At 54.4% G+C, this 21,229-nt stretch carries 14 protein-coding genes, 1 tRNA gene and 1 rRNA gene; 3 read left to right on the forward strand and 13 right to left on the reverse strand.

The features are described 5' to 3' along the window. The 6 genes from OCH80_RS00005 to OCH80_RS00030 all read right to left on the reverse strand — a co-directional run. Positions 1-289, reverse strand: a 16S ribosomal RNA gene (locus tag OCH80_RS00005); the annotation flags it as partial. Between the two features lie 559 nt (positions 290-848). After that, positions 849-1,859, reverse strand: coding sequence for a hypothetical protein (locus tag OCH80_RS00010; RefSeq protein WP_404536902.1), 1,011 nt, complete (start codon positions 1,857-1,859; stop codon positions 849-851). Positions 1,860-1,868: 9 nt separating this feature from the next. Beyond that, positions 1,869-3,803 carry a hypothetical protein gene (locus OCH80_RS00015; RefSeq protein ID WP_404536904.1) on the reverse strand — a complete coding sequence of 645 codons (1,935 nt, stop codon included), beginning with the start codon at positions 3,801-3,803 and terminating at the stop codon, positions 1,869-1,871. Next, positions 3,796-5,652 carry a glycosyltransferase gene (locus OCH80_RS00020; protein WP_404536906.1) on the reverse strand — a complete coding sequence of 619 codons (1,857 nt, stop codon included), beginning with the start codon at positions 5,650-5,652 and terminating at the stop codon, positions 3,796-3,798. Before OCH80_RS00020 ends, OCH80_RS00015 begins: the two co-directional genes overlap by 8 nt. A 2-nt stretch (positions 5,653-5,654) precedes the next feature. Beyond that, positions 5,655-8,846 carry a polysaccharide deacetylase family protein gene (locus tag OCH80_RS00025; RefSeq protein ID WP_404536908.1) on the reverse strand — a complete coding sequence of 1,064 codons (3,192 nt, stop codon included), beginning with the start codon at positions 8,844-8,846 and terminating at the stop codon, positions 5,655-5,657. A 27-nt stretch (positions 8,847-8,873) separates the two neighbouring features. Next, entirely contained in the window at positions 8,874-10,190 is a 1,317-nt protein-coding gene (locus tag OCH80_RS00030; protein ID WP_404536910.1) for a nucleotide sugar dehydrogenase, read from the reverse strand. 260 nt (positions 10,191-10,450) lie between these two features. On the opposite strand from OCH80_RS00030, the gene OCH80_RS00035 reads away from it, so the two are divergent. Continuing rightward, positions 10,451-11,662: a MalY/PatB family protein gene (locus OCH80_RS00035; RefSeq protein ID WP_404536913.1), complete on the forward strand. Its 1,212-nt coding sequence runs from the start codon at positions 10,451-10,453 to the stop codon at positions 11,660-11,662. Positions 11,663-11,750: 88 nt separating this feature from the next. Here OCH80_RS00035 and OCH80_RS00040 read toward each other — a convergent pair whose 3' ends face one another. Then, a complete protein-coding gene (locus tag OCH80_RS00040) occupies positions 11,751-13,211 on the reverse strand; it encodes an APC family permease (protein WP_404536916.1) in 1,461 nt (486 codons plus the stop codon). A 299-nt stretch (positions 13,212-13,510) separates the two neighbouring features. Here OCH80_RS00040 and OCH80_RS00045 point away from each other — a divergent pair, with 299 nt between their 5' ends. Together OCH80_RS00045 and OCH80_RS00050 are read left to right on the forward strand one after the other, a co-directional pair. Further along, on the forward strand, positions 13,511-15,622 hold the full coding sequence (locus tag OCH80_RS00045) for a putative ornithine decarboxylase (RefSeq protein WP_404536919.1): 2,112 nt from the start codon (positions 13,511-13,513) through the stop codon (positions 15,620-15,622). Between the two features lie 40 nt (positions 15,623-15,662). Then, positions 15,663-16,286: a DUF3862 domain-containing protein gene (locus OCH80_RS00050; RefSeq protein WP_404536922.1), complete on the forward strand. Its 624-nt coding sequence runs from the start codon at positions 15,663-15,665 to the stop codon at positions 16,284-16,286. Between the two features lie 215 nt (positions 16,287-16,501). On the opposite strand, the gene OCH80_RS00055 is transcribed toward OCH80_RS00050, so the two are convergent. From OCH80_RS00055 to accC, 6 genes are all read right to left on the reverse strand, one after another. Then, a tRNA-Leu gene (locus OCH80_RS00055) sits at positions 16,502-16,585 on the reverse strand. A gap of 156 nt (positions 16,586-16,741) precedes the next feature. Beyond that, positions 16,742-17,434 carry a biotin--[acetyl-CoA-carboxylase] ligase gene (locus OCH80_RS00060; protein WP_404536925.1) on the reverse strand — a complete coding sequence of 231 codons (693 nt, stop codon included), beginning with the start codon at positions 17,432-17,434 and terminating at the stop codon, positions 16,742-16,744. A 10-nt stretch (positions 17,435-17,444) separates the two neighbouring features. Continuing rightward, positions 17,445-18,209, reverse strand: coding sequence for an enoyl-ACP reductase FabI (gene fabI, locus OCH80_RS00065; RefSeq protein ID WP_404536927.1), 765 nt, complete (start codon positions 18,207-18,209; stop codon positions 17,445-17,447). A 9-nt stretch (positions 18,210-18,218) separates the two neighbouring features. Then, entirely contained in the window at positions 18,219-18,986 is a 768-nt protein-coding gene (gene accA / locus OCH80_RS00070; protein ID WP_404536930.1) for a carboxyltransferase subunit alpha, read from the reverse strand. Next, a complete protein-coding gene (locus OCH80_RS00075) occupies positions 18,979-19,827 on the reverse strand; it encodes an acetyl-CoA carboxylase carboxyltransferase subunit beta (RefSeq protein WP_404536932.1) in 849 nt (282 codons plus the stop codon). The genes accA and OCH80_RS00075 overlap by 8 nt, the downstream gene beginning before the upstream one ends. Next, complete coding sequence (gene accC / locus OCH80_RS00080) at positions 19,824-21,224, reverse strand: acetyl-CoA carboxylase biotin carboxylase subunit (protein ID WP_404536934.1); 1,401 nt, start codon at positions 21,222-21,224, stop codon at positions 19,824-19,826. Before accC ends, OCH80_RS00075 begins: the two co-directional genes overlap by 4 nt. Positions 21,225-21,229: the final 5 nt, after the last annotated feature.

The raw sequence follows: 21,229 nt of genomic DNA on the forward strand, positions 1-21,229 counted from the left end.
GGCCGTTACCCCACCAACTAGCTAATGCACCGCGGGCCCATCCTAAAGTGACAGCTTAAAGCCGCCTTTCAAACAAAAGCCATGCAGCTTCTGTTGTTATCCGGTATTAGCACCTGTTTCCAAGTGGTATCCCAGTCTTTAGGGCAGGTTGCCCACGTGTTACTCACCCATCCGCCGCTCGCGTCCAACAAATCACCCCGAAGGGATCTTTGAATTCAGCTCGCTCGACTTGCATGTATTAGGCACGCCGCCAGCGTTCGTCCTGAGCCAGGATCAAACTCTCATTTTGAAAATGAGCTCTTTTTAATCTGCTCCAGATTATTGCTTGCGAATTGACTTCGCTTATTTGTTTGGATTCAAATATTGAACCCGCACACTGCGAAACTTTGTTCAGTTTTCAAAGTACCAACTTGTTGCTTGCCTTTCGGCGACGCAACGTTTTATATCTTAGCAAGATGATGAATCTTTGTCAACAACTTTTTTTTAAGATTTCGTTTCCTTAGGAAAGCGCTTCGGCTTTCCCGCGGGAACAAATAATACTTTACCTGCATTTTGCTTTTTCGTCAAATTTACTTTTTCATTCGTTTTACATGGTGAACACGGGGACGTGTTGTAACAAATTAGATTTTCCGCTCCGGATTATCTGCCTGCTAATTTCCGCTTACCGCCTGCAGACTGCTTCAATAGTTCGCGTTCCGCTCTTTTTTCAGCAAAAACTTTTTACAAAGTTTTTGTTTATTTGCTGATTTTTTTGACTTTTTCCTGACAGAATGCGAAAACCGTTAAGCCAACATGTGCTGAACTTAACGGTTTCTTGCTTTTATTTTTCTTTTTGACTTGATGCCTGCTTATTCAATCCGCCAGAGGCTGATCGCAACTTGGCGGCCGGAAGCCTGATCCAGTGTCTTGGCCCATTCAGCCAAGGTCGTACTATCGGCATACCACACTTCATGCAGGCCATACTTAAAGTGCATTGCCCCACTTTCAGCATCCCGCTTGGGAATGGCTTTCTTCTGGTCAAGCAGGGCCGCGACTTGGCTGCTTGTTAAAGCCGCCGCGCTCTTGCCCTTAAAGTCAAAGCCGCCATTGGCCAAAGCGTAGGAGACGCTAGGCAGCTGCTTGAATTTTCTGGCCACCTGCTTCAAGAATGCCTTGTCAGCCTTTGGACCAGGCTTGGTCCCGCTATAGTGCAGGTTGTAGCACATCACGACATAGTCTGGTCCTTTTGGAAGCTTGACTGCCTTGGGCGTTGAGCTCTCCAAGACTACCCGCAGCTGCAAGCCGCTCTTTTGGCATCGCGTCTGCAGCTCCTCCTCAAAGGAAATAAACTTCCGCCACAAGGACAGGTCGTCGCGGATTTTTTCAAAATCCAGCTCAACTCCGGAAAAATGCTGACTTTTGGCCAGCGAGACGATTTCCTGCGCGGCCTGCTTTCTAGACTCTGGCGTTTCTAGCAGGCTTTGCAGAAGCTCCAGGCTTTTTAGATCGTTTGGCCGGTCATTGACCACAGTCAAATAGACAGGCAGCTTAGCCACCGAAGATTGGCGGACTCTTTTCGCCAATTCCTGGCTGGCAGCTGGCAAAAAGAGCCGGTTCTTTTTCGTGTAGCTCGCCGCAAAATCGCCTAACGCGGCAATCTTTCCCGCGTGCTGATAGACGCTGGTCAGACTGGACTCATTGTCCCAGTAGACTGACCACAGGTACAGCTGGCGCTTTCCCTTGAGCAAGGCACTGATCTGCTGGTCCTGACTTAAGTCCGTTTTTTGGCGCGGCTTGCCCTGCTCTGCCTTTTGCCCGCATCCCCCGCTAAGCAAGGCGAGACAAACGACTAGAGCCAGGCTTTTGAGTGGGTGATTCATCTTTGCCTCCTACAAATTGACAATAAACCAATTGATGACCGCGTTCCAGAAATTATTCCACTTGTCCTTGAACAAGTCCCAGCCATGCAAGCGCTCATCATAGTAGGTCCGCTGATCATCCGGCGAAGTGACGACCAAGTTCTTGAAGACGCCATCGTAAACGTCATCGGCAATATTGCGCTGACTGGCCCCGAAGCCGCCAAAAATGCTCTCTAGAGCCAAGCCGCCCGCTGGCTGGCCGGCCAATTTGACCTGCTTGGCCACGCGGATGCCATCGACTTTCAAGTCCAGCCGGTCGCCGGCCACGGTCAGGTCCAGCTTCACGTCGCCTGGATCCTGAATCTGAATGGTCGGCACGTACTCTTTAGCCCCCTGCTTGACCGTTTTGGGCTTCTTGCGGGCTGCTTTAGCAGCTTTGAGCCGGTAAAGGCCGGCAGTGGTATTGTTTCTGGCAAATTTTGCCCGGACTTTCAGCTCAGCCGTCAGGGCAGCCTGCTTGTCCTGGGGAATTGAAACCGGATGGTCATCATGGAGCTTGAACATGTCCTGCTTGACCAGGGTCCTGACGTGTCCAGCCGTCTTCTGGCGGACGTACAAGACGTTGTTTTCAACGGACACCGCCAGGTAGCCTGTGTAGTCCTTTTTCTTGGTCGCGGTCCCCTGGGTGCGCAGGTAGATGGTCTGCTGGCCGATCTTATTGCCCAAGAGCTCGCACTGCAGGTGAAAGTCCCGGAACTGCTTATTTTTTAGGGTAATCAAGCCATTTGATTCAGACTCTGAGGTTACGGCAACCAAGTCATTCTTGAATTCCGCCGCTCCTTTGACCAGTTTCCATTGGTTGAATTTCCGCTTGTTGCCCTTGACGAACTTGATATTGCCCTTGTCTTTTTTCGGCAAGTCATCCCTGATCCGCATCAGGAGGTGGTTCCTGTACCACCAGGCCTGCGGCTCAAGCCGGGTCAGGTCATAAGGCGATGACTTGCGGCTGTTCCAGGAATAGCCCTCCCGATTGACGTTCAGCTTGAACATGCCCTCTAAATTGCGGGCGTTGACCGCGGAAACATTGGCATTGTTCCCGTAGCGGCTGGTGTTGGAGTGCATCAGGCAATACAGATCAGGCAGCTGGCCAACCCGCTGGCCATAGACCTGCTTCATCAGCTGGTAGTCTTTGCTCAGGCGCTTGTCCATCTCCCGCGTGCTCTCCACGGGAATGTGGTTCTTGTCGCGAATGTAGTCCATCAGGTAGTGGTTGTAGTTTCTGCCGATGAACTGGTTGATCTCGACAAATTCCCGCGAATCTAGCTCGCCTAGGAAGCGGCCGTAGCGGTCATAGGCATTGATGTAGGAGAGGCGGTAGCCATTGGTCCCCAGTTCCCAGAAGCCCTGCTTTTTCAAATTCTGCAAGTCTTTGGGCGAGACGAATTTCTGGTCATTATTCTTGAACTTTTCCCCGTAAGTCAAAATACTGGCCTGGTAGTTCATTTTTTCCAGCAGCTTTTCCGTAAACAGCAGCGTATCCTTGCGCCCATCTTCAAACATGATAAAGACGGCTTTCTTAGGCAGAGGCTGGTCATGATAGTAGTAATCCTCAAGATCTTTCTGGCTGACCGTCACGTAGCCCAGACGCTTGAGGTCGGACAATTCCTCATCAAGGCGCTTGATGGCGATCAAGCTGTCCGTCCCCTGGCGGTCCACCCCAAAATAGGACAAGGCCACGAAACCATGGTCATTCTTGCGGGTCGACATGATCTTTGGATCATTTTCATCGTAATGCTGGTAGCTCTTCATGACGAAAAGGGAGTGAATGGCAACATAGGCAATCACGATAATGCTGACTAATTCAAGAATGCCGCGAACGAATTTGACCACGTCCTTCTTTGTTTGAAAAAGCGGCCGCTTTTTTGCCAAAGCAGAAGCGCGCTTTTCCTGCTTGTCTTCAGCCATTGCTCTCCCCTCCTTTCATGGATATTTTGCCTGCTTTAGCCTCTTTCTTGGCCTCTTTCTTGGCTTTTTCCTTGACGTCGCTTGGCGTCATCCGCGTGCCCCAGGTTGACTTCCAGAAGGTGAACCAGGCAATCGGCATCTGCCACAACAGCACGACTTCATAGTAGAGGCAGAAGAGGAAGCCAAAGGCCCAGGTGCTGCTCTTTCTCAGCAAGAGCTGGGCAAAAGTCATCATCAGGCTCATCAGCATTAACCCAACCAGGAAAGTCGTTGGGAAAATGTGCTGGGTCAGCGGCACCCACATCAGGTTGTAAACCACGACGACCGGCGCCAGCATCGGCACGATCAGGCCAATATAGAAGTTGATCGCCGCGTATGGCTCCTTGCGCCACATAAAAAGACCAGCCCGCAGCGACTCGCGCAGCCATGACCGCTTCCAGCGCATCTGCTGCTTTAAGAAAACCTTATGCTTGCGCGGCACGATGGTTGAACAGACGGCCGTGTCCTGGTAGCCGCAGCGGTTGTGGCTGAGGATGAAATTGGTCATGGAGCGGTCATCGCCAAAAGTGGCCTTATGCCCCAAAAAGCGCTGGTTGATCCAGTCATCCTTGTACTTGAGCACCAGGTCCCGCCGGTAGCAGGACAAAGGCCCGCTTAAGCAGGTCACCGCATCAAAAATTCCTTCGGCTGCCTTCATGATCCGGAAGGCAATGTAGTAGCGGACTGACTGCATCTCTGTCAAGGCATTGGTGTAAGTGTTGGCCACGTCGCAGCGGCCAGCGCAGCCGCCCATCTTCGGGTCTTGGAAAGGCTGAACCAGGTTGACCACGGCATCCGGCTCCAAGAAGGAGTCAGAGTCAACGAACATGACCAGGTCAGTGTCGGTATTCTCCACCCCCCGGACCAGGGCATCGCGCTTGCCGGCATTCTTTTCCTGAACGAAGTACTTGAAGCGGTCTTTGATCCGGTAGCGCTCATCTTCGCTTTTGAGCAGCTTTTGGTACAATTCCTCGATTTTTTCGACTGAACGGTCAGTCGAGCAGTCATCAACGACGATCACTTTCAGCTTGTCGACTGGGTAGTACTGGTCCAGACAGGACAAGATGGTCGTCTGAATCCAGGTCTCTTCGTTAAAGCAGGGAATAATGATCGTCACCGACGGGGTAAAGTCGGGGTTGACCGGGACTGGCTTGTAAAGAGCGCCGAACAGGTAGCGCGTCAGCAAGAAGGCGGCCGCGATCAGCGAGTAGGTATACAAAATGGCATTGTACTTGTAGTAGATCACTGACTCAGCCCGCATCAAGACGACGCAAAAGGCGACTAATGCCAGGCACCAGGAAGCGCCAACCAAGATAAAGCGGTCCTTGTGCCGCTTCATGTAGCTGGCCAGATTGGCAGAAAACTGGACCCCGATTGCCTGCTGGGCATCGTCAAAGCGGACAAGCTTGGCAGAAGTCCGAAAGCGCATCTCATGGCCTTCCGGCATGGCGCCAGCCGGCACCTTGAACTTCAGGCGCAGCTCTTCCGCGTCCTTAAATTTCTCATAGTCATCCTGGTCCTTGAACTTGATCAGCATCCCCGTATCAGAGATGTCCGCGCAGGTTCCGGCAGCCTTAACCGGATGCGCGTGATGGCGGGCGCTCAATTTGACCTTAAAGTCGCTCACGTAGCGGATCCCCAGCCGGTAGTCGCTCATCACCGATGAAAGGTTCTCGTCTGCGGTAATGTCCCCGCGCCGGTCCATTTTGGAGCGCTGGTGGCTTGGATCAGGAACGTTGGGCAAAAGGCGGCGGTCCTTTTTCTCATCAAGGAGAACTTCGCCATTGACTTTAAATTCTTTCCCTGTCATTTTTATCTGCCTCCCATCACCCTGCCGGAGAAGTCGCCGGTATATTCGTCAACGCGCGCGAACTTGTAGCCCTCCTTCTTCCAGATTGGAATCATCTTGTCGAGCATCTGCGGCGTCAGATAGGCATTCTCCAAGCTGTGCATAACAATCACGCTTCCGCTTGCAACGTTGAAATCACCTGCGGATTTCGGTGAGCCATAACGCATCTCCTTGACGTACTTGTCATAGTCTTTGCGGGCATAGTCATCAGTTGAGACGTTGCCGGAAATGACGTAGCGAAAGCCCACGTCGAAGGCTTCGAACAGACCGGCCTTGCTGACTTCCAGGGTCGGCGGCCGGAAGTCCAGCTGCAAAGCCGGCTTGCCGGCAACCTTGACGTCGCCGACGTACTTGTTCAATTTCTCATAGGACTTGACCAGGTCCTTGCGCAGCTTTAGCCGCTCAGCCTTGGTCAGATTGCGGTAGGCCGTATGCTTTTGGTTGGCAACGGCCAGCTGATCGTGCGAATTGGAGTGGCTGGCAATTTCATGCCCGTCCCGCGCGATTGCCCGCAACAGATTCGGGTTGTACTGGACGTTCTGGGTCAAAACGAAGAAGGTTGCCTTGACGTGGTGCTTCTTTAAAACATACAGGATCTTGTTGATCGAGTTGTCGCTTCCCCAGTCGTCAAAAGTCAAAAACAGGACTTTCTTGTCGGTCAGCCGGCCAATTTTGTTAAGCTGGGCAATTTCAGAGTCATTAAAGCCGGGCAGCTTCTTGCGGCTGACCACGAAATTCGAGCCCACGTAGTGCCGCTTCAGATAGCCAAAGCGTTCAGCCGGCGATTTCAGATTGGCCAAAAAGTCCTTGTTCATCGTGACTTTGTCCTGCTTTGGCGGATTAAGCCGGTAGACCAAAGGCGAAGCCAGCAAGTGGCTGACCGTCTTGATTTGATAGCGGCTTTTTGGCGCCGTGACTTTGGAGCCGTGAGCCTTGTAAGCAATTGAATCCAGGTGCTCGCGGATCATGGCCATCACCATGTCGCCCATGATGGTCTTCTGCCCCGCCCGGCTCCCCTGGTCATGCCGGTAATAGCCCAAGTTGAAGTAGTCCAGGCTCCCGCGGCTGAAGCGGACCTTGGCAACTTTCCGCGCGGCTTTTCCCAGACTGCTTTGGTCAGTTGCCGCGGTCTTGCTGGCAATCATCGACCGCGTTGCCCCGACCGCTTGCATCCCATAGGCATGGATGGCCTGCAGAACGGCCTTCTTGGCATTTTTGCCGGTCAGGTAGACCAGCTTAGGCTGATCGTCATAGCGCCACTTGCAGTAGGCCAAGGAATCATGCAGATATTCGCAGGTCCCGGTAAAGTCGGCCTTGTACTGGTTGTTTGGAGCATAGACCAAGCCAATTTCATGGCCTTGCTGCCGCAATTGGCTAATTGCCGGCCCAGCGGTCCGCAGCTCATCAAAGCTGGCAAAAAAGGTGCCTTGGTAGCCCCGCTTGTTCAAGCGCTGGGCCACGTCCAAGTCAACGGCCTGATTGGACAGGTTGCCGAAAGTAAAGGCCACCGCTTGTTCAGTAGTTGGCACGTACTTCAAGAAGTCAGCCTGCCGGCCTTGATTTTGCTTTTTCAGCTGGGCGATCTTCGACCGTGACAGCTGGGGAATCGTGCCTGAGTCCTTTAAGATGGTGCTGAACTTGACCACTTTGTACTTGCCTTTGTCCGCCTTGGCCAACAGCTCGCCAATCTCCTTGGTCTGGTCCGCTTGGTACAGGTAGTAGGCTCCCCGGCTAAGTTTGGCAGGATTTTGGGCCTGGACCGGGATCAGGCTGACCTGCCAGCAGGAGCGCTTGACAGCGGTCTCATTGTCGCCCTGGTGCATGACATAGGCGGCAGGCTGATAGCCATTCTTCGTCAGGGCTTCCTTGCCCTTTTCGATGTTTTGATATGCCCCGGCAATGGTCAAGCTGGCCTTGTCGGCTAAGCCGCCAGTTTCAATTCCATAGCCGTCAGCAGTCATTCGCTTGACCAGCTGGCTGGGCGTGGTGCCGTTGACGACGAAAGAAGCGCTGGCCTGGTGGGCCGTCAATTCATGCTTAACGGCCTCGTATTCACTGGTCGTATCGACTCCCTTGACCAAGAGAGCCAGCTGCTTTTTATTGGTCAAAGAATAGCGGTAGATCACGGCTTCTTGGCTTGGATCAGCCAGCATGGCCTTGATGTAGGACGCGGATTTTTCCACGCCTAAATCATCCAGCTTAACATTGGCAATCTTCTGCTTGGCCAAGGCAGCCAAGAGCCACTTGGTGACCTGGTCGATCTCCACTTCTTTCTTGCGCTTCCTAGCAGCCTGGTCGCGCAGATCGGCCTGCTTGTCCAAAGCCGGCGTCGCGGCCACGATTGCCGGCTCTTGATGGGTCTTGTCAGCCAGGCCATCCAGCTTGACGACCACGATCCGGTGGCCATCAAGGTGCTTGACGTAGTTTTGAGCTTCCTGCTGGCTGGTGAAGGTTTTGCTGTCGATCAGGTCGCTTTCATCCGGAACCACCACCTGGTCAAAGCCGGTTGCTTTGGCGGCCTGCAAGAGGCTGGAATCCCAGCTGGTCCCCATCAGGTAGTTTTTGCTGATTTTTCGCCCGCTCTCTGACTCCAAGGTTTGCTTGGCCAATTGCAGGGTGGAGAGGGCTTTTTTCAGCGGCATGGCGCCAAGATTTTCCTTGCCGGTAATCCCATTGCCGATCACCCTTTGCCCATTTTTGGCAATTTCCCTGAGCAGGACGTCGTTTTCCCGGGCATGGGCCGCGGGAACGGCAAAAGTCGCCTGAATCCGGTACTGCTTGAGCAGGCGGAGGATGTGCTCATCGATTTCCTCATCTTCATTGATGCCGGCAAATACCAGGGAAACTTTGACAGTCTTGGTCGCCTGCTTGCTGGTGATCAAGTCGCTGGGCGCGCTCTTGCCGTATTTAGCCAGCAGCTTGCCAGAGACCGGCTGCTTTTTCAGACTGGTCGTTCCATCGACATGAACGTCGATCTTGCGGCTGAGCCTGGCAATCTGCACGCCCCGGTAGGCGGTCCAGCCCAAGAGGCAAATGGCTGCCGCGATCACCAGGATCAAGACGCCCATGCCGGTGCTGGTCTTTTCGCCGTGCCGGAGCAGGTAGCGCTTGTGGTCTTGTTTTTGGGCTGAACTCTTTTTTCCTTGCTCCTTCATTTTTCTCATCCCCTCGCTTGCAAAATCTTACAAAGACCAGTAAGAAAAGCCGGCCTGCTTAACCAAGGCTGGGTCATAGATGCTCTTGACGTCGATCAGCAGCTTCTCTTTTTCAGGGATATCCTTGAAGTGCTGGTCAAGCTCGGCCATTGACAGGTCCTTGTATTGCTGGTGGGCGACGGCCACCAGGAGGCAGTCGGCATCCCGAATTTCAGCCAGAGGCTTCAAGTCAAGGCCATAAACCCGCTTAACCAAGGCCGGGTCAGCCCAGGGGTCGGTTGCTTCGACCACGATGCCGTAGTCCTGCAGCTTGCGAATAATGTCAACCACCTTGCTGTTGCGGATGTCCGGGCAGTCTTCTTTGAAGGTGATGCCCAAAACCGCCACCTTGCACCCCTTGAGCCGCTTGCCCAGCAAGGCCAGGCGCTTGATCACGCATCCGCCGACGAACGCTGCCACCTGGTTGTTGACCTGCCGCGTCGCCGTCAAGACCCGGGGATGGTAGCCCAAGCCTTCCGCCTCTTCAATAATGTAGTAAGGATCAACGCCAATGCAGTGGCCGCCGACTAGCCCAGGCTGAAAGCCGAGGGCATTCCACTTGGTATTCATCCCATCGACCACTTCTTTGGTGCTGATGCCCAATTTTTCAAAAATTACCGCCATTTCGTTGATAAAGGCAATATTGACGTCTCTTTGACTGTTTTCAGTGACTTTGATCGCCTCAGCTACTTTAATTGAAGAAACCGGATAGGTCCCCGCTTTGATGATCAGGTCATACAAGCCCTTGATCTTCATCAAAGAATCCTCGTCCATGCCGGAAACGACCTTTTTGATGGACGCGACCTTGTGGACCGGATCGCCAGGATTGATCCGCTCAGGCGAATAGCCGACCTTAAAGCCGCTGCCGCACTTGAGCCCACTGTTTTTCTCCAGGATGGGCGCGCAGACGTTCTCAGTAATGCCTGGCGAAACGGTGGATTCATAGACCACGATGGCGCCAGGCTTGAGATTGCGGCCAATGATCTCACTGGCTGACTGAAGCGGGCGCAAATCGGGTATGTGGTCCTGGTAGACCGGGGTCGGCACGGCCACGATCACGAAGTCGCCCTTGCTGATCTCCCGCTCATCGCTGGTAAAATGGACCTTGCTGGCCTTAAGGCGGGCTGAGCCCACTTCCCCAGTTGGGTCCACCCCTTTTTGATAGTTGGCAATCTTCTGCTGGTTGATGTCAAAGCCGATCACTGGCAGCTGCTTGGCAAATTCAAGGGCCAGGGGCATCCCCACATAGCCCAAGCCTACCAGGCAAACTACCGGCAGGGCTTTTTCTGCGGTATCCTTGTTCATTTTGATTCTCTCCCTATTTTCCTGAAACTTAGTTCTTTAATAATATTTTTAGCACAGATGTAAGCGCTTTTCAAGATAATTTCATTATAAGCAACAAATTTTCTCCTGGCTTTCAAAGAATTTTTTTAATAAAAAAATTGACATAGCTTAATTTTCTTTCTCATATAGCAAAAAAATTGCCAAGACGCGTGTCGGGACAAGACCAGCCAAAAAAGGTACTATTAAACCAAGTACTAATTCAGATTACCGAGGTAAACAAGATGAAAAAATACGATTTTGAGACCCTCCTGGACCGCCGCGGCCATGACGCCCTGGCAGTCGACGCGATTGGCATGGGCGGCTTCGCCCCGGACAAGGCCAAGGAAGGCTTTGACACCATTCCAATGTGGGTGGCCGACATGAACTTTCCAACCGCTTCGTCGATCCAAGATGCAATTATCGCGCGGGCCAAGCATCCGGCCTTTGGCTACTTTTTGCCCAGCGATGAGTACTTTGACGCCATCATCAACTGGCACAAGGAGCATAAGGGAGTCGCGGACCTTAAGAAAGAAGACATTGGCTATGAAAATGGCGTTCTTGGGGGCGTCGTTTCTGCCTTGAAAGTCTTCGCTTCAGCCGGCGACCCGGTCCTGCTGCACTCGCCAACCTACATGGGCTTCACCCACGCTCTTGAAGACAACGGCTTCCGCATCGTCCACAGTCCTCTGAAAAGAGATGCCGCCGGCACTTGGCGGATGGACTATGAGGACATGGAGCGGAAAATTCAGGAGAACCACATTCACGTGGCCGTCTTCTGCAACCCCCACAATCCGTGCGGGCGCGTCTGGACCAAGGAGGAAATTGCCCAAGCCATGGCGGTTTATGAGCGCAACCACGTCTGGGTGATTTCTGATGAGATTTGGTCGGACCTGCTGCTGAACGGACACCAGTATACCCCAGCCCAATCAGTCAGCGCCTGGGCTCATGACCATGTCTTGGCCTTCTACGCGCCATCCAAGACCTTCAACCTGGCCGGGCTCATCGGCAGCTACCACGTCATCTACAATCAGCCAATCAGAGAACGGGTCGAGGCCATCGGCGCCAAAACGATCTACAATTCCATGAACGTCTTCTCAGAGCATGCCCTGATTGGCGCTTATTCACCAGAAGGCAGCAACTGGCTGGGGCAATTGTTGCCGGTCCTGTCTGCCAACGTCAACCTGGCCTGCGACTATATCGACCACAAATTTGCCGGCGTAACGGCCTTCAAGGCCGAAGGCACCTACATGCTCTTCCTTGACTGCTCAAAGTGGCTGCAAGAGCGCGGCCTGAGCCAGCAAGAACTTTTGAAGAAGGGCTGGGACTACGGGATCGGCTGGCAGGACGGCCGCCTCTTTCAAGATGCCAGCAGCCTGCGCGTCAACCTGGCCTCCCCGCACAGTCAAATCAAAAAAGCCTTCGAGCGCATGGACAAGTACGTCTTTAACGCTTAAAGGCACTCACGCAATTTCAGGCATGCAAAAAGGCGGTCCGTCAACAGACGGATCGCCTTTTTTGCTGATTTTGAATTTGCGCCTTGGCTTAGTCAGACAAGACTTCTGCGGCAGCTTCGCGCTTCATTTCAAGCTTGCGCAGCCATGGCAACAGGAAGCCAGTCCCGAACAAGACCAGCACGGAGAAGATGTTCATCCACAGCTGGTTGGTCCAGGCTTGGGTGCCAAATTGCGCTTCTTGCGGCAAGAAGCCCATCGTCGCGCAGGCAAAAGTGAACAGGAAGCACCACCAGCCGACAGCCAGGGCCCCCTTCTTGTTCTTGATAAAGACAAAGTCTGACTTGAACTTGTCCTGCTGGTAGCGGATGGCCAGGAAGGCAATGAAGACTACGGAAGTCTTGTATGGGGAAACGATCCCGTTTAAGTTCAGCAGCCAGTTGAAGATATCGTTGATTTCTGGCAAAGTCCCTGACAAAAGCAGCAGGAACAAGGCAATGCCCGCCGTCAGCATGTAGCTGTGAACCGGACGGCCGGACTTGTTCTTCTTCAAGATCCACTTCGGCATGTACTCACTGGCCGTGTCGGACGCGAAGACCCGGCTGGCCGCGTCAACCAAGGCTGCCAGCTGAGCCAGCATGAAGAAGAGCTGGACGGCAGCGAAGACGTACATCAGGGTGTTGCCCATGCCGGCTTCCCGGCCCAGGATCTGGAAGGCATAGTAGGACCCGTTCATCTTGAAGTCCTTTGGAATGTTGTGGGTGTCAAACAAGGCAGCCAGGCCCAAAGTCTGGAAGATGGTCATAAAGGCCGTCATGAAGACCAGGGCCCACATTGACTTAGGGAAGTCGCGGACTGGGTGCTTCAGGCGGGAAACGTACGGCGCGGCCAGTTCCGCCCCGGACATGGCAAAGATCAGCAGACCGGTCGTTGAGAAGTAGTGCAGGCTAAAGGAAGGCTTCAGGTTTGACCAGGTCAAAGGCGTGGCCATGTGGGCACCGTGGGTTAAAGCCCAGGCAACCAGCAGGACAAAGATGAAAGACATGCTGAACATGGCGATCCCGCCGATCAAGGACATGATGTCCAGGGCCTTCCGGTAGGAATTTTCAAAGACCAGGAAGAGCAGGATGATCACGAAGGTCAGCAGGCCGAAAGTAAAGGTCGACATGTGCTGGCTCAAGGTGTTGTTGCCCAGGATCAGCCAGGAGATGGCCACGATGACTGAGTTGGAAACGTCAACCAAATATGGAATGGTCTGGGCCCAGTACATCCAACTGGTCGCGTAGCCCAAGGCGTCAGAGCCGGTCCCCCGGCGAATCCAGGAGGCCAGACCGCCGGCCTCATTTTCCTTAAAAGTCAAGCCCAGCTGGGTTACGATCATTTCGTAAGGAATGATGTAGGTCGCCAGCAGGAACAGCCAGGAAATTACGACTGACAGTCCTTGGTTCTGGAAGGGGAAGAAGATGTCTTCAAACCCGATGATGGTCACGTAGTCCAGCATGGCCAGGGTCAGCCAGCTCATATAGTTTTTATGCTTTTTTTCTTCGATCAATTTATTACCTCTTTAGTGATTAAGCATTTCGTTTTCTCCCAATCACCAGCGGAGGGTCGTTCTTTTGATAAGACACAGGCATCCCCTTTCCGCGCAATCCCGCTTGCTATTTCTTCTTTGCTTTCTAAAAGCAATGTTTCCAGTATAGCCGCGTAAAGCGCTTCAAGGCAAAGGGAAATTTCCGATTTGTTAAAAAGCGTTAAAATCTTAATAATTATCACAAGAGATATGAATATTTGCCAACATGAGCTAGAATTTATAAAGAAACAAGAACATGCTGATAGAAAGGTTTAGAGATTATGCACTATTTAGCCATCGCTGGCCGCGCTGAAGTCAAGCACTTTATCCCCTACGGCTGGCCATTTAAGGAACTCACGGAAAACATGAACCCGGCGGACTTGGCCGCGGTCGTCATCAAGCGCGGCGACAGCCGGGCTGAGGGCATGTGGCACCTCTTTGAAAAGCAGCTGCAATTACCCCTGCCTTTAATCGTCATCGACCCTGAAGCTGACCAAAAGGCCGTTGCCGCTGAAATCGCCGCCAAGGCCAAAAGCTACGCGGATCAGGTCTTGCCGCCATTTTTGACCGACCTGATCGACTTTGCCCAGCGGGATGCCCTGATGCTGGCCACGCCGGGCCACCACAACGGACACTTTTACCAGCGTCATCCAGCTGGAGCGGCCTTGTACAACTTCCTGGGCGACAACTTCTTCAAGTTTGACGTCTCTGACACCCTGCCGGAACTGGGCGACATGATGACCCATGAAGGCACGCCCCTGACTGCCCAAAAGCAGGCAGCCAAGGCCTTCAACGCCGACAAGGTCTACTTCTGCACCAACGGGACCACCAGTTCCAACACCATCTGTGCCCAAGCCCTCCTGAAGCAGGGCGACTTGGTCCTGTTTGACCGCAACAACCACAAGTCCCTTTACAACAGTGCCTTAATCATGACCGGGGCCAAGCCGGTCTACCTGCCAACCGACCGTAATGCCGATGGGCTGATCGGTCCCTTGACTAAGGAAGCTTTGGATGAAGACCGGATCCGCCAGGAAATCGCCAAGGTCGACCCGGCACGGGCTCAAGCCAAGCGGCCCTTCAGAATGGCCGTCCTGCAGCTGGAAACCTATGACGGGATCTTCTATGATGCCCGCCTCCTGCTCAAGAAGCTTGGCAAGCTCTGCGACTACATTCTCTTTGACTGTGCCTGGGGTGGCTATGAGCAGTTCGTCAAAGTCCTTGACGGCACCTCCCCTTTGGCCCAGGAATATGGACCGGATGATCCCGGCATCCTGGTCACCCAGTCCATCCACAAGCAGCAGGCGGGGATGACCCAGGTCTCCCAAATCTTGAAAAAAGACCGTCACATCAAGGGCCAGGCCCGCTACGTCGACCACAAGCACTTCAACCATGCCTACCTTAAGTACGTGACGACCTCATATTCTTATCCGCTCTATGCCTCACTGGTCGTCAACGCGGCCATGGCGGCCAGCCCGGCCTGCCGGTCCTGGTGGGATGAGACCACCCGCCTGGGAATTGAGTTCCGCAAGGCCTTGCTGAAGGAGAGCAAGCTGTTTAAGCCGCTCATTCCCAAGTATTTCCACGGGCAAAAGTGGGAAGAGGTCCCAACCGAAGTTTTGGCCAATGATCCTGAAGCCTGGCAGCTGCACCCAGATGACGCTTGGCACGGCTTTAGAAAAATCGCTGACGGCGAAGCCCTAATCAGTCCGGAAAAAGTCACGGTCATGAATCCGGGGATCGACCTGGAGCATGAGGAATTCACCGACCAAGGGATCCCGGGCTCAGTCGTGGAAGAATTCCTCCATGAGCGCGGGATCATTCCGGAAAAGTCCGACTCCTACTCCACCCTCTACCTGCTCACGCCAGGCGAAAGCGAAGCGGACATGCGGACCATCCTGGACGCCCTGCTTGACTTTGAAAAGGCATATGAAAATCATGCTCCCCTCAGCGAAGTCATGCCACGCCTTTACCGCCAGCACGCGGACCGCTACCAAGGCTACACTTTGGACCAGCTCTGCCAGGAAATTCATGAATACTACAAGCAAAGCCAGATCTTCAAGTACCAGCAAGAGCTCTTCTTAAAGCCAAGCTTCCAGGACTACCAAATGCTGCCAAGCCAGGCGGACCTGGCCTTTAATGAGTCAAGATCCGAATTGGTCAAGCTGGATGACTTGGAGGGCCGCACCGCCCTTGAAGGTGCCCTTCCTTACCCGCCAGGCGTCTTCGTCGTGGCACCTGGGGAAAAGTGGCAAAAGGGCGATATTGACTACTTCAAGATCCTGATCGGCTGCGCCCACAAGTTCCCGGGCTTTGACCCGGAAATCCAGGGCGTCTACCAAGAAGACGAAGACGGCCAGGTTCAAGTCTACGGCGAAGTCTTAAAGGAAGATTAGCCTTTATTTTTCAAAAAAGAAAGCGACAAGCAGCAAGAACATGAAGAAAAGCATTAAGATTTTAGCGGCCATCCTGGCCGCGGCAGCCTTGACTGGCTGCTCCAAAAAAAGCGCTGGCAAGCACACGGACGTCAACAAGGCGGCCAGTTCCCTGGCCAGCTCCAACGTGGTCACCCAGACCAGCAACCGGATCAACTACCAAAATTACCAAAAGATCAAGGTCGTGGAAAAGACCGGCAGCACCCTCCAGGACGTCAACCGGCTCCTGGGACGCAAGGCGGACGCGATTTCCAAAAGCAGCAACAACGGCCTCAAAGTCAAGGTCTACACCTGGCAAGGCGTGGCTGGCGGAACGGCTGGCTCCAACCTGACGGTTGAATTTGCCAAAGGCGTGGCCCTGGTCAAGCAGATCAGTGGCTTCAAAGTGAACCGGCAAAAGGACATCACCCTGAAAGACTACCAAAAGCTGAAAAAGGGCCAAAGCCAGGCCGCAGTCAAGACCCTGTTGGGCCAGCCCAACGGCTACTCAGAATCTGATTATGGCAACAAGGTCACCATCCTCTGGATCTATACCAGTGGCCTCAAAGGCGAAGGCCGGCCAAGCCTCTACGTCACCTTCCAAAACGGCAAGCTGCTCAGCAAGCAGCAAAGCGGCTTGGAATAAAGCATCAAGAGTCATAAAGAGGCTGGAAATAAAAAAGGCTTCTAGAAGTGAAAAAACTTCTGGAAGCCTTTTTTATCACAGCAGAGAGCTGCTGAAGCTCAAAAGTGCCCTACTGAAGCAATTTTTTCGAAAACTGGTTCCCGAAAAGTACCTTTGTAAAGATTAATCCTGAAAAGAAAAAAGCAGGTCAAAGACCTGCTTCGTTCGTACTCTGATGCCCACTAAAGGAGTCGAACCTTCACTCTGTTGCCAGAACAGCGACCTGAACGCTGCGCGTCTGCCAATTCCGCCAAGTGGGCTTTCTTTTTGTTTAGTGATTCGTTCCCGATCACGTTTATTATATTACCGGAGATCTTTCAGAAAGTAAAGCTTTTTTCGCAACTTTTTTCAATTTTCTTTACAGAAGTCCCAGAAAAGTAAAAAAGAGGCAAAATTGCCTCTTTTTTTCGATAAGATCAAAAGTCTACCTTCGTAACTTCGCCGCTGGCCACGGCCTTGACGCCCGCGGGCGTGTTAAGGAGGAGTCGGCCCTGGTCGTCGATGTCCAGGCACTGCCCTTGCAGCTCCCCGTGGCCTAACTTGACTCTGATCTGCCGGCCCGGCAAAAAGCAAAGCCGCCGGTAGCGGTCAAGAAAAGCCCTGTTTTTCGCCGAAACCGCGGCTTTTTCGATTGCCCGGCAGGCGCCTTGGACCAAGTCCTGGTCAAGCTTTGCGCCCGGCAGCAGGCTGGCGGCATTTGGTGCCAATTCTGCGGGAAAGGCCGCGGTGCCAAAATTCAAGCCGAAACCGACCAGCAGCCAGTCCCCCCGGCGCTCGGTCAAAATGCCCCCAAGCTTCTTTCCGTCCAGATAAAGGTCATTGACCCACTTCAGGCGGATCTGCTGCTGATAGCGGCGGTTGAGCCATTCTGCCAGCTCACAGCCCACCGCCAGGGTGACCAGACCCAGATTGGCCGCCTCCGGTACCGGCAAGGCAAGCGTCAAGTACAAGCCGGCAGCGGGCGAATAGAACTGGCGGCCCTGCTTGCCATAACCCGCCGTCTGCCGCAAGGCGCAGACGGCAAAGGGCGTCTTAGCCCGTGGCCTGGCCAGTATTTCCTTGACCTTGTCTTGGGTTGAAGGCAGCTCCGCGTAATATTCAATCTCCATCTCAGGGCGCCTATGACAGATGCACGACCTTGTCGACGTAGATCACGTCCCCGGTCAAGCCTGTAGCCAGGTCACTGGTCAAAAAGGCACAAGTATTGCCCAATTCATCCAGAGTCACGTTGACTCCGTCGACCGTCCGGTTCTTTGACTGCTCCAGCAGCTGCTTGTGGTCGCCAATGCCCGTGACCGCCAAGGTCTTCATGGCCCCGGCGGAAATGGCGTTGACGCGGATTCCATTGGTTCCCAGGTCCCGGGCCAGGTAGCGGACGCTGCTTTCCAGGGCCGCCTTGGCAATCCCCATCGTATTGTAGTTGACGATGGCCCGGGTTGACCCCATAAAGGTCAAGGTCACGATGCTGGCTGGCCGGCTCAGCAAGTCCAGGGAAACCGCCGCCTTGGCAACGGCAATCAAGGAGTAGCTTGAAATGCTTTGGGCCGTCAGGTAGCCGTCACGGGTTGAATTCAAGATCGACCCTTCCAGCTCATTTTTTGGCGCGAAGGCAATGGCGTGAACCAGACCAGCCGCTTGGCCAAAGCGGGCTTTGATCCCGCTGAAGGCGCGCTCGATGCTGGCATCATCGGCGGCATCGCACTCAAACAAGTGGTCTTCTGGCAAGTCCATCCGGACCAGGCTCTTCTTCATGCGCTCATTTTGGTAGGTATAGATTACTTCCCCGCCTTGGGCCATGATTTGCCGAGCACAGCCCCAGGCAATGGAGCGGCTGTTGGCCACGCCCATGACGATAATCTTTTTTCCCTGTAAAATTCCTGACATCTGCTTCACCTAAAACTTTCTGTAACGTTCATAGCGGCGCTTCAGCAATTCAGCTGGCGTCAGTTGCTGCAATTTGGCCAGCTCCCTGGCCAGCACTTGGTCGATTTCCTGGCACTGCATCAGCCGGTCGGCTTGGTAAGGAACGATTCCTTCAATCACCTGGCCAGCCAACAGGCGCTCTGGGGTCAAGCCCAAAAGCTCAGCCGCTTCCGGTGCCTTGGCGGCGTCCTTCCATAGGATGGCCGCGAAGCCCTCCGGCGACAAGACCGAGTACATGGAATGCTTTAGCATCCAGACCTCATCCCCGCAGGCCAAGGCCAAGGCCCCGCCAGAGCCGCCTTCCCCGTAGATCACGCTGATGATCGGCGTCTTTGCCTGGCCAATTTCCAAGAGGCACTGGGCAATCGCCTGCCCCTGGCCGGCATATTCGGCCTCCTTGCCAGGAAAGGCTCCGGCCGTGTCGACAAACATGAAGACCGGCCTCTGGAAGTGGGCGGCTTCCTTGACCACGCGGGCGGCCTTGCGGTAGCCCCCTGGCTGAGGCTGGCCAAAGTGCTTGGCCAGGCGCTCTTCCAGATTGTGCCCGCGACTGGTGGTCACGACCGTGACCGGCTGGCCATGAAAAGTCGCCAGCCCCGCCACGATCGCCGGGTCATCGCTTCCCGCCCCGTCACCGTGCAGCTCAAAGAAGTCAGGAAAGAGCTGGCTTCTGATCAGGTGGCCGGACAGCTTGTCGCTGGCCCGGGCCGCCTTGACGATCTCAATTGCCTTAGTCATGTCTTTGCCCTCCATTCTTCAGCAGCCAGGCGATAGTCGCTTTTTCCTCCTGGCGCAATACGATGTGGTCAATAAAGCCGTGCTTCAGGACCGTTTCCGCGTCCTGGGCATCTGCCGGCAGCTGCTCGTGGATCGTCTGCTCGATCACCCGGCGGCCGGCAAAGGCCACCATGGCATGGGGCTCAGCCAGAGTAATGACCCCCTCGCTGGCAAAACTGGCCGTGACCCCGCCGGTGGTTGGGTCAGTCAAGACCACGATCGACACGAGCCCGGCCTGCTTGTGCAAGGCCAGGGCATTGGTCACCTTGGCCATCTGCATCAAGGAATAGATCCCCTCTTGCATGCGGGCCCCGCCGCTGGCCGTAAAGATGACGACCGCCAGCTTCAGCTCTGTTGCCCGTTCAATCATTCTGGCCAGCTTCTCGCCAGTGGTTTGCCCTAAGGAGCCCATGATGAAATATGGGTCCATGATTGCCAAAGCCGCCTGCTCGCCGGCAAAGCTGGCCTGCCCCGTCCAAACGGCTTCATTTAGGCCAGTTGCCTGCTGGCCCTTGGAAATTTTGGCATCATAATCGGGGAAGTGCAGGGGGTCAGCTGGCTTCATGTCGGCAAACCATTCCCGCGAATCGTCCGTCAGCCAGGCCAAGCGCTTCTTAGCGGGGATGCGGAAGCCGTAGTCACAGTTCGGGCAGGTCAGATACTTGTCCAAGCGGCTGGCAAAAATCTCCTCATGGCACTTGGGACAGCGCTTCAAGATCCCAGCCGGGATCAAGTCGTCCCCCCGCCGGCTGGCCTTGACCCGGTGCTCGGACAAAGTATTGCGTTTCTTGAACAGCCTCACGCGCTTTCCGCCTCCTCTTTATCTGCGGCTTTTTGCAAGCCTTTTTTCCAGCTTGGCAAAAATACCTTTTCCAAGTAAGTATTGTCAAAAGTTTCCTTTTTAAATACCGGATCCGCCAGAATCGCCAAGTGGAAGGACTGGTTGGTCGCAATGCCGCGGATGACCAGTTCCTTAAGCAGGCGCTCCATCCGCGCGATGGCCTCCTGGCGGCTTGTGCCAATGGCCACGATCTTGGCCAGCATGGAGTCATAGAACGGCGACACCACCATCCCCTGGTAGAGGGCCGAGTCCAGCCGCATCCCTGGGTTGCCGACCGGCAAGAAAAGATAGTCGATCTTGCCCGTCGATGGCATGAAGCCCTTGGCGGGGTTTTCCGCGTTGATGCGGCACTCGATCGCGTGCCCCCGGAAGGCCAGGTCAGCCTGGGCAAAGGGCAGCTCTTCCCCAGCCGCCACCAAGATCTGGGCCTTGACCAGGTCCACGCCCGTCACCATTTCCGTAACGGTGTGCTCAACCTGCAGGCGGGTGTTCATTTCCATGAAGTAGAACTTGTGCTCTTGATCCATCAGGAATTCAATGGTCCCGGTATTCCGGTAGTCAGCGGCCTTGGCTGCCTTAATGGCAATTTGGCCAAGCTTTGCCCGCTCTTCATCAGTCAACAGCTCACAAGGACTCTCTTCGATGACCTTCTGCTTGTTGCGCTGCAGGCTGCAGTCTCTTTCCGGGAAGTAGACGCAGTGGCCAAAATCATCACAGATGACCTGGACTTCGATGTGCTTGACCCCGGTCAATACCTTTTCCAGATACATGTCGTCGCAGCCAAAGTCCATCTTGGCCTCATTCTTGGCGACCTGCAGGGCTTCAGCCATCTGGCTGGGCTCTTGAACTAGGCGGATCCCCTTGCCCCCGCCGCCGGCAGCGGCTTTGAGCAGAACCGGGTAGCCGACTTGGTCAGCAATCCGGCAGGCTTGCGCGGCATCTTTGAGCATGCTGCGGCTGCCTGGAGTGACTGGCACCTGATGCTTGATCATCAACTGCCGGGCGTGCTCCTTGTTGCCCATCTGGTCAATGGTCTTGGCGCTAGGACCGATAAATTTGATCCCGCAGTCCGCGCACACCTGGGCAAATTCAGCACTCTCTGACAAAAAGCCGTAGCCGGGGTGAATGGCTTCCGCCCCCGTGCCGGCAGCGGCCGCGATGATGTTCCTGATATTCAGGTAGGAGTCCTTGGGCCGGGGACCGCCCACGCAGACGGCTTCGTCGGCCAGCTGGACGTGCAGGCTTTCGCGATCGGCGGTTGAATAGATGGCCACCGCCTTGATATTCATTTCTTTCAGGGTACGGATAATCCGTACGGCTGCTTCGCCGCGATTGGCGACTAAAACCTTTTTAAACATTTGAC

Source organism: Lactobacillus sp. 23-2, assembly GCF_044902225.1.
In the GTDB taxonomy this organism is placed as follows: Bacteria; Bacillota; Bacilli; order Lactobacillales; family Lactobacillaceae; genus Lactobacillus; species Lactobacillus absianus.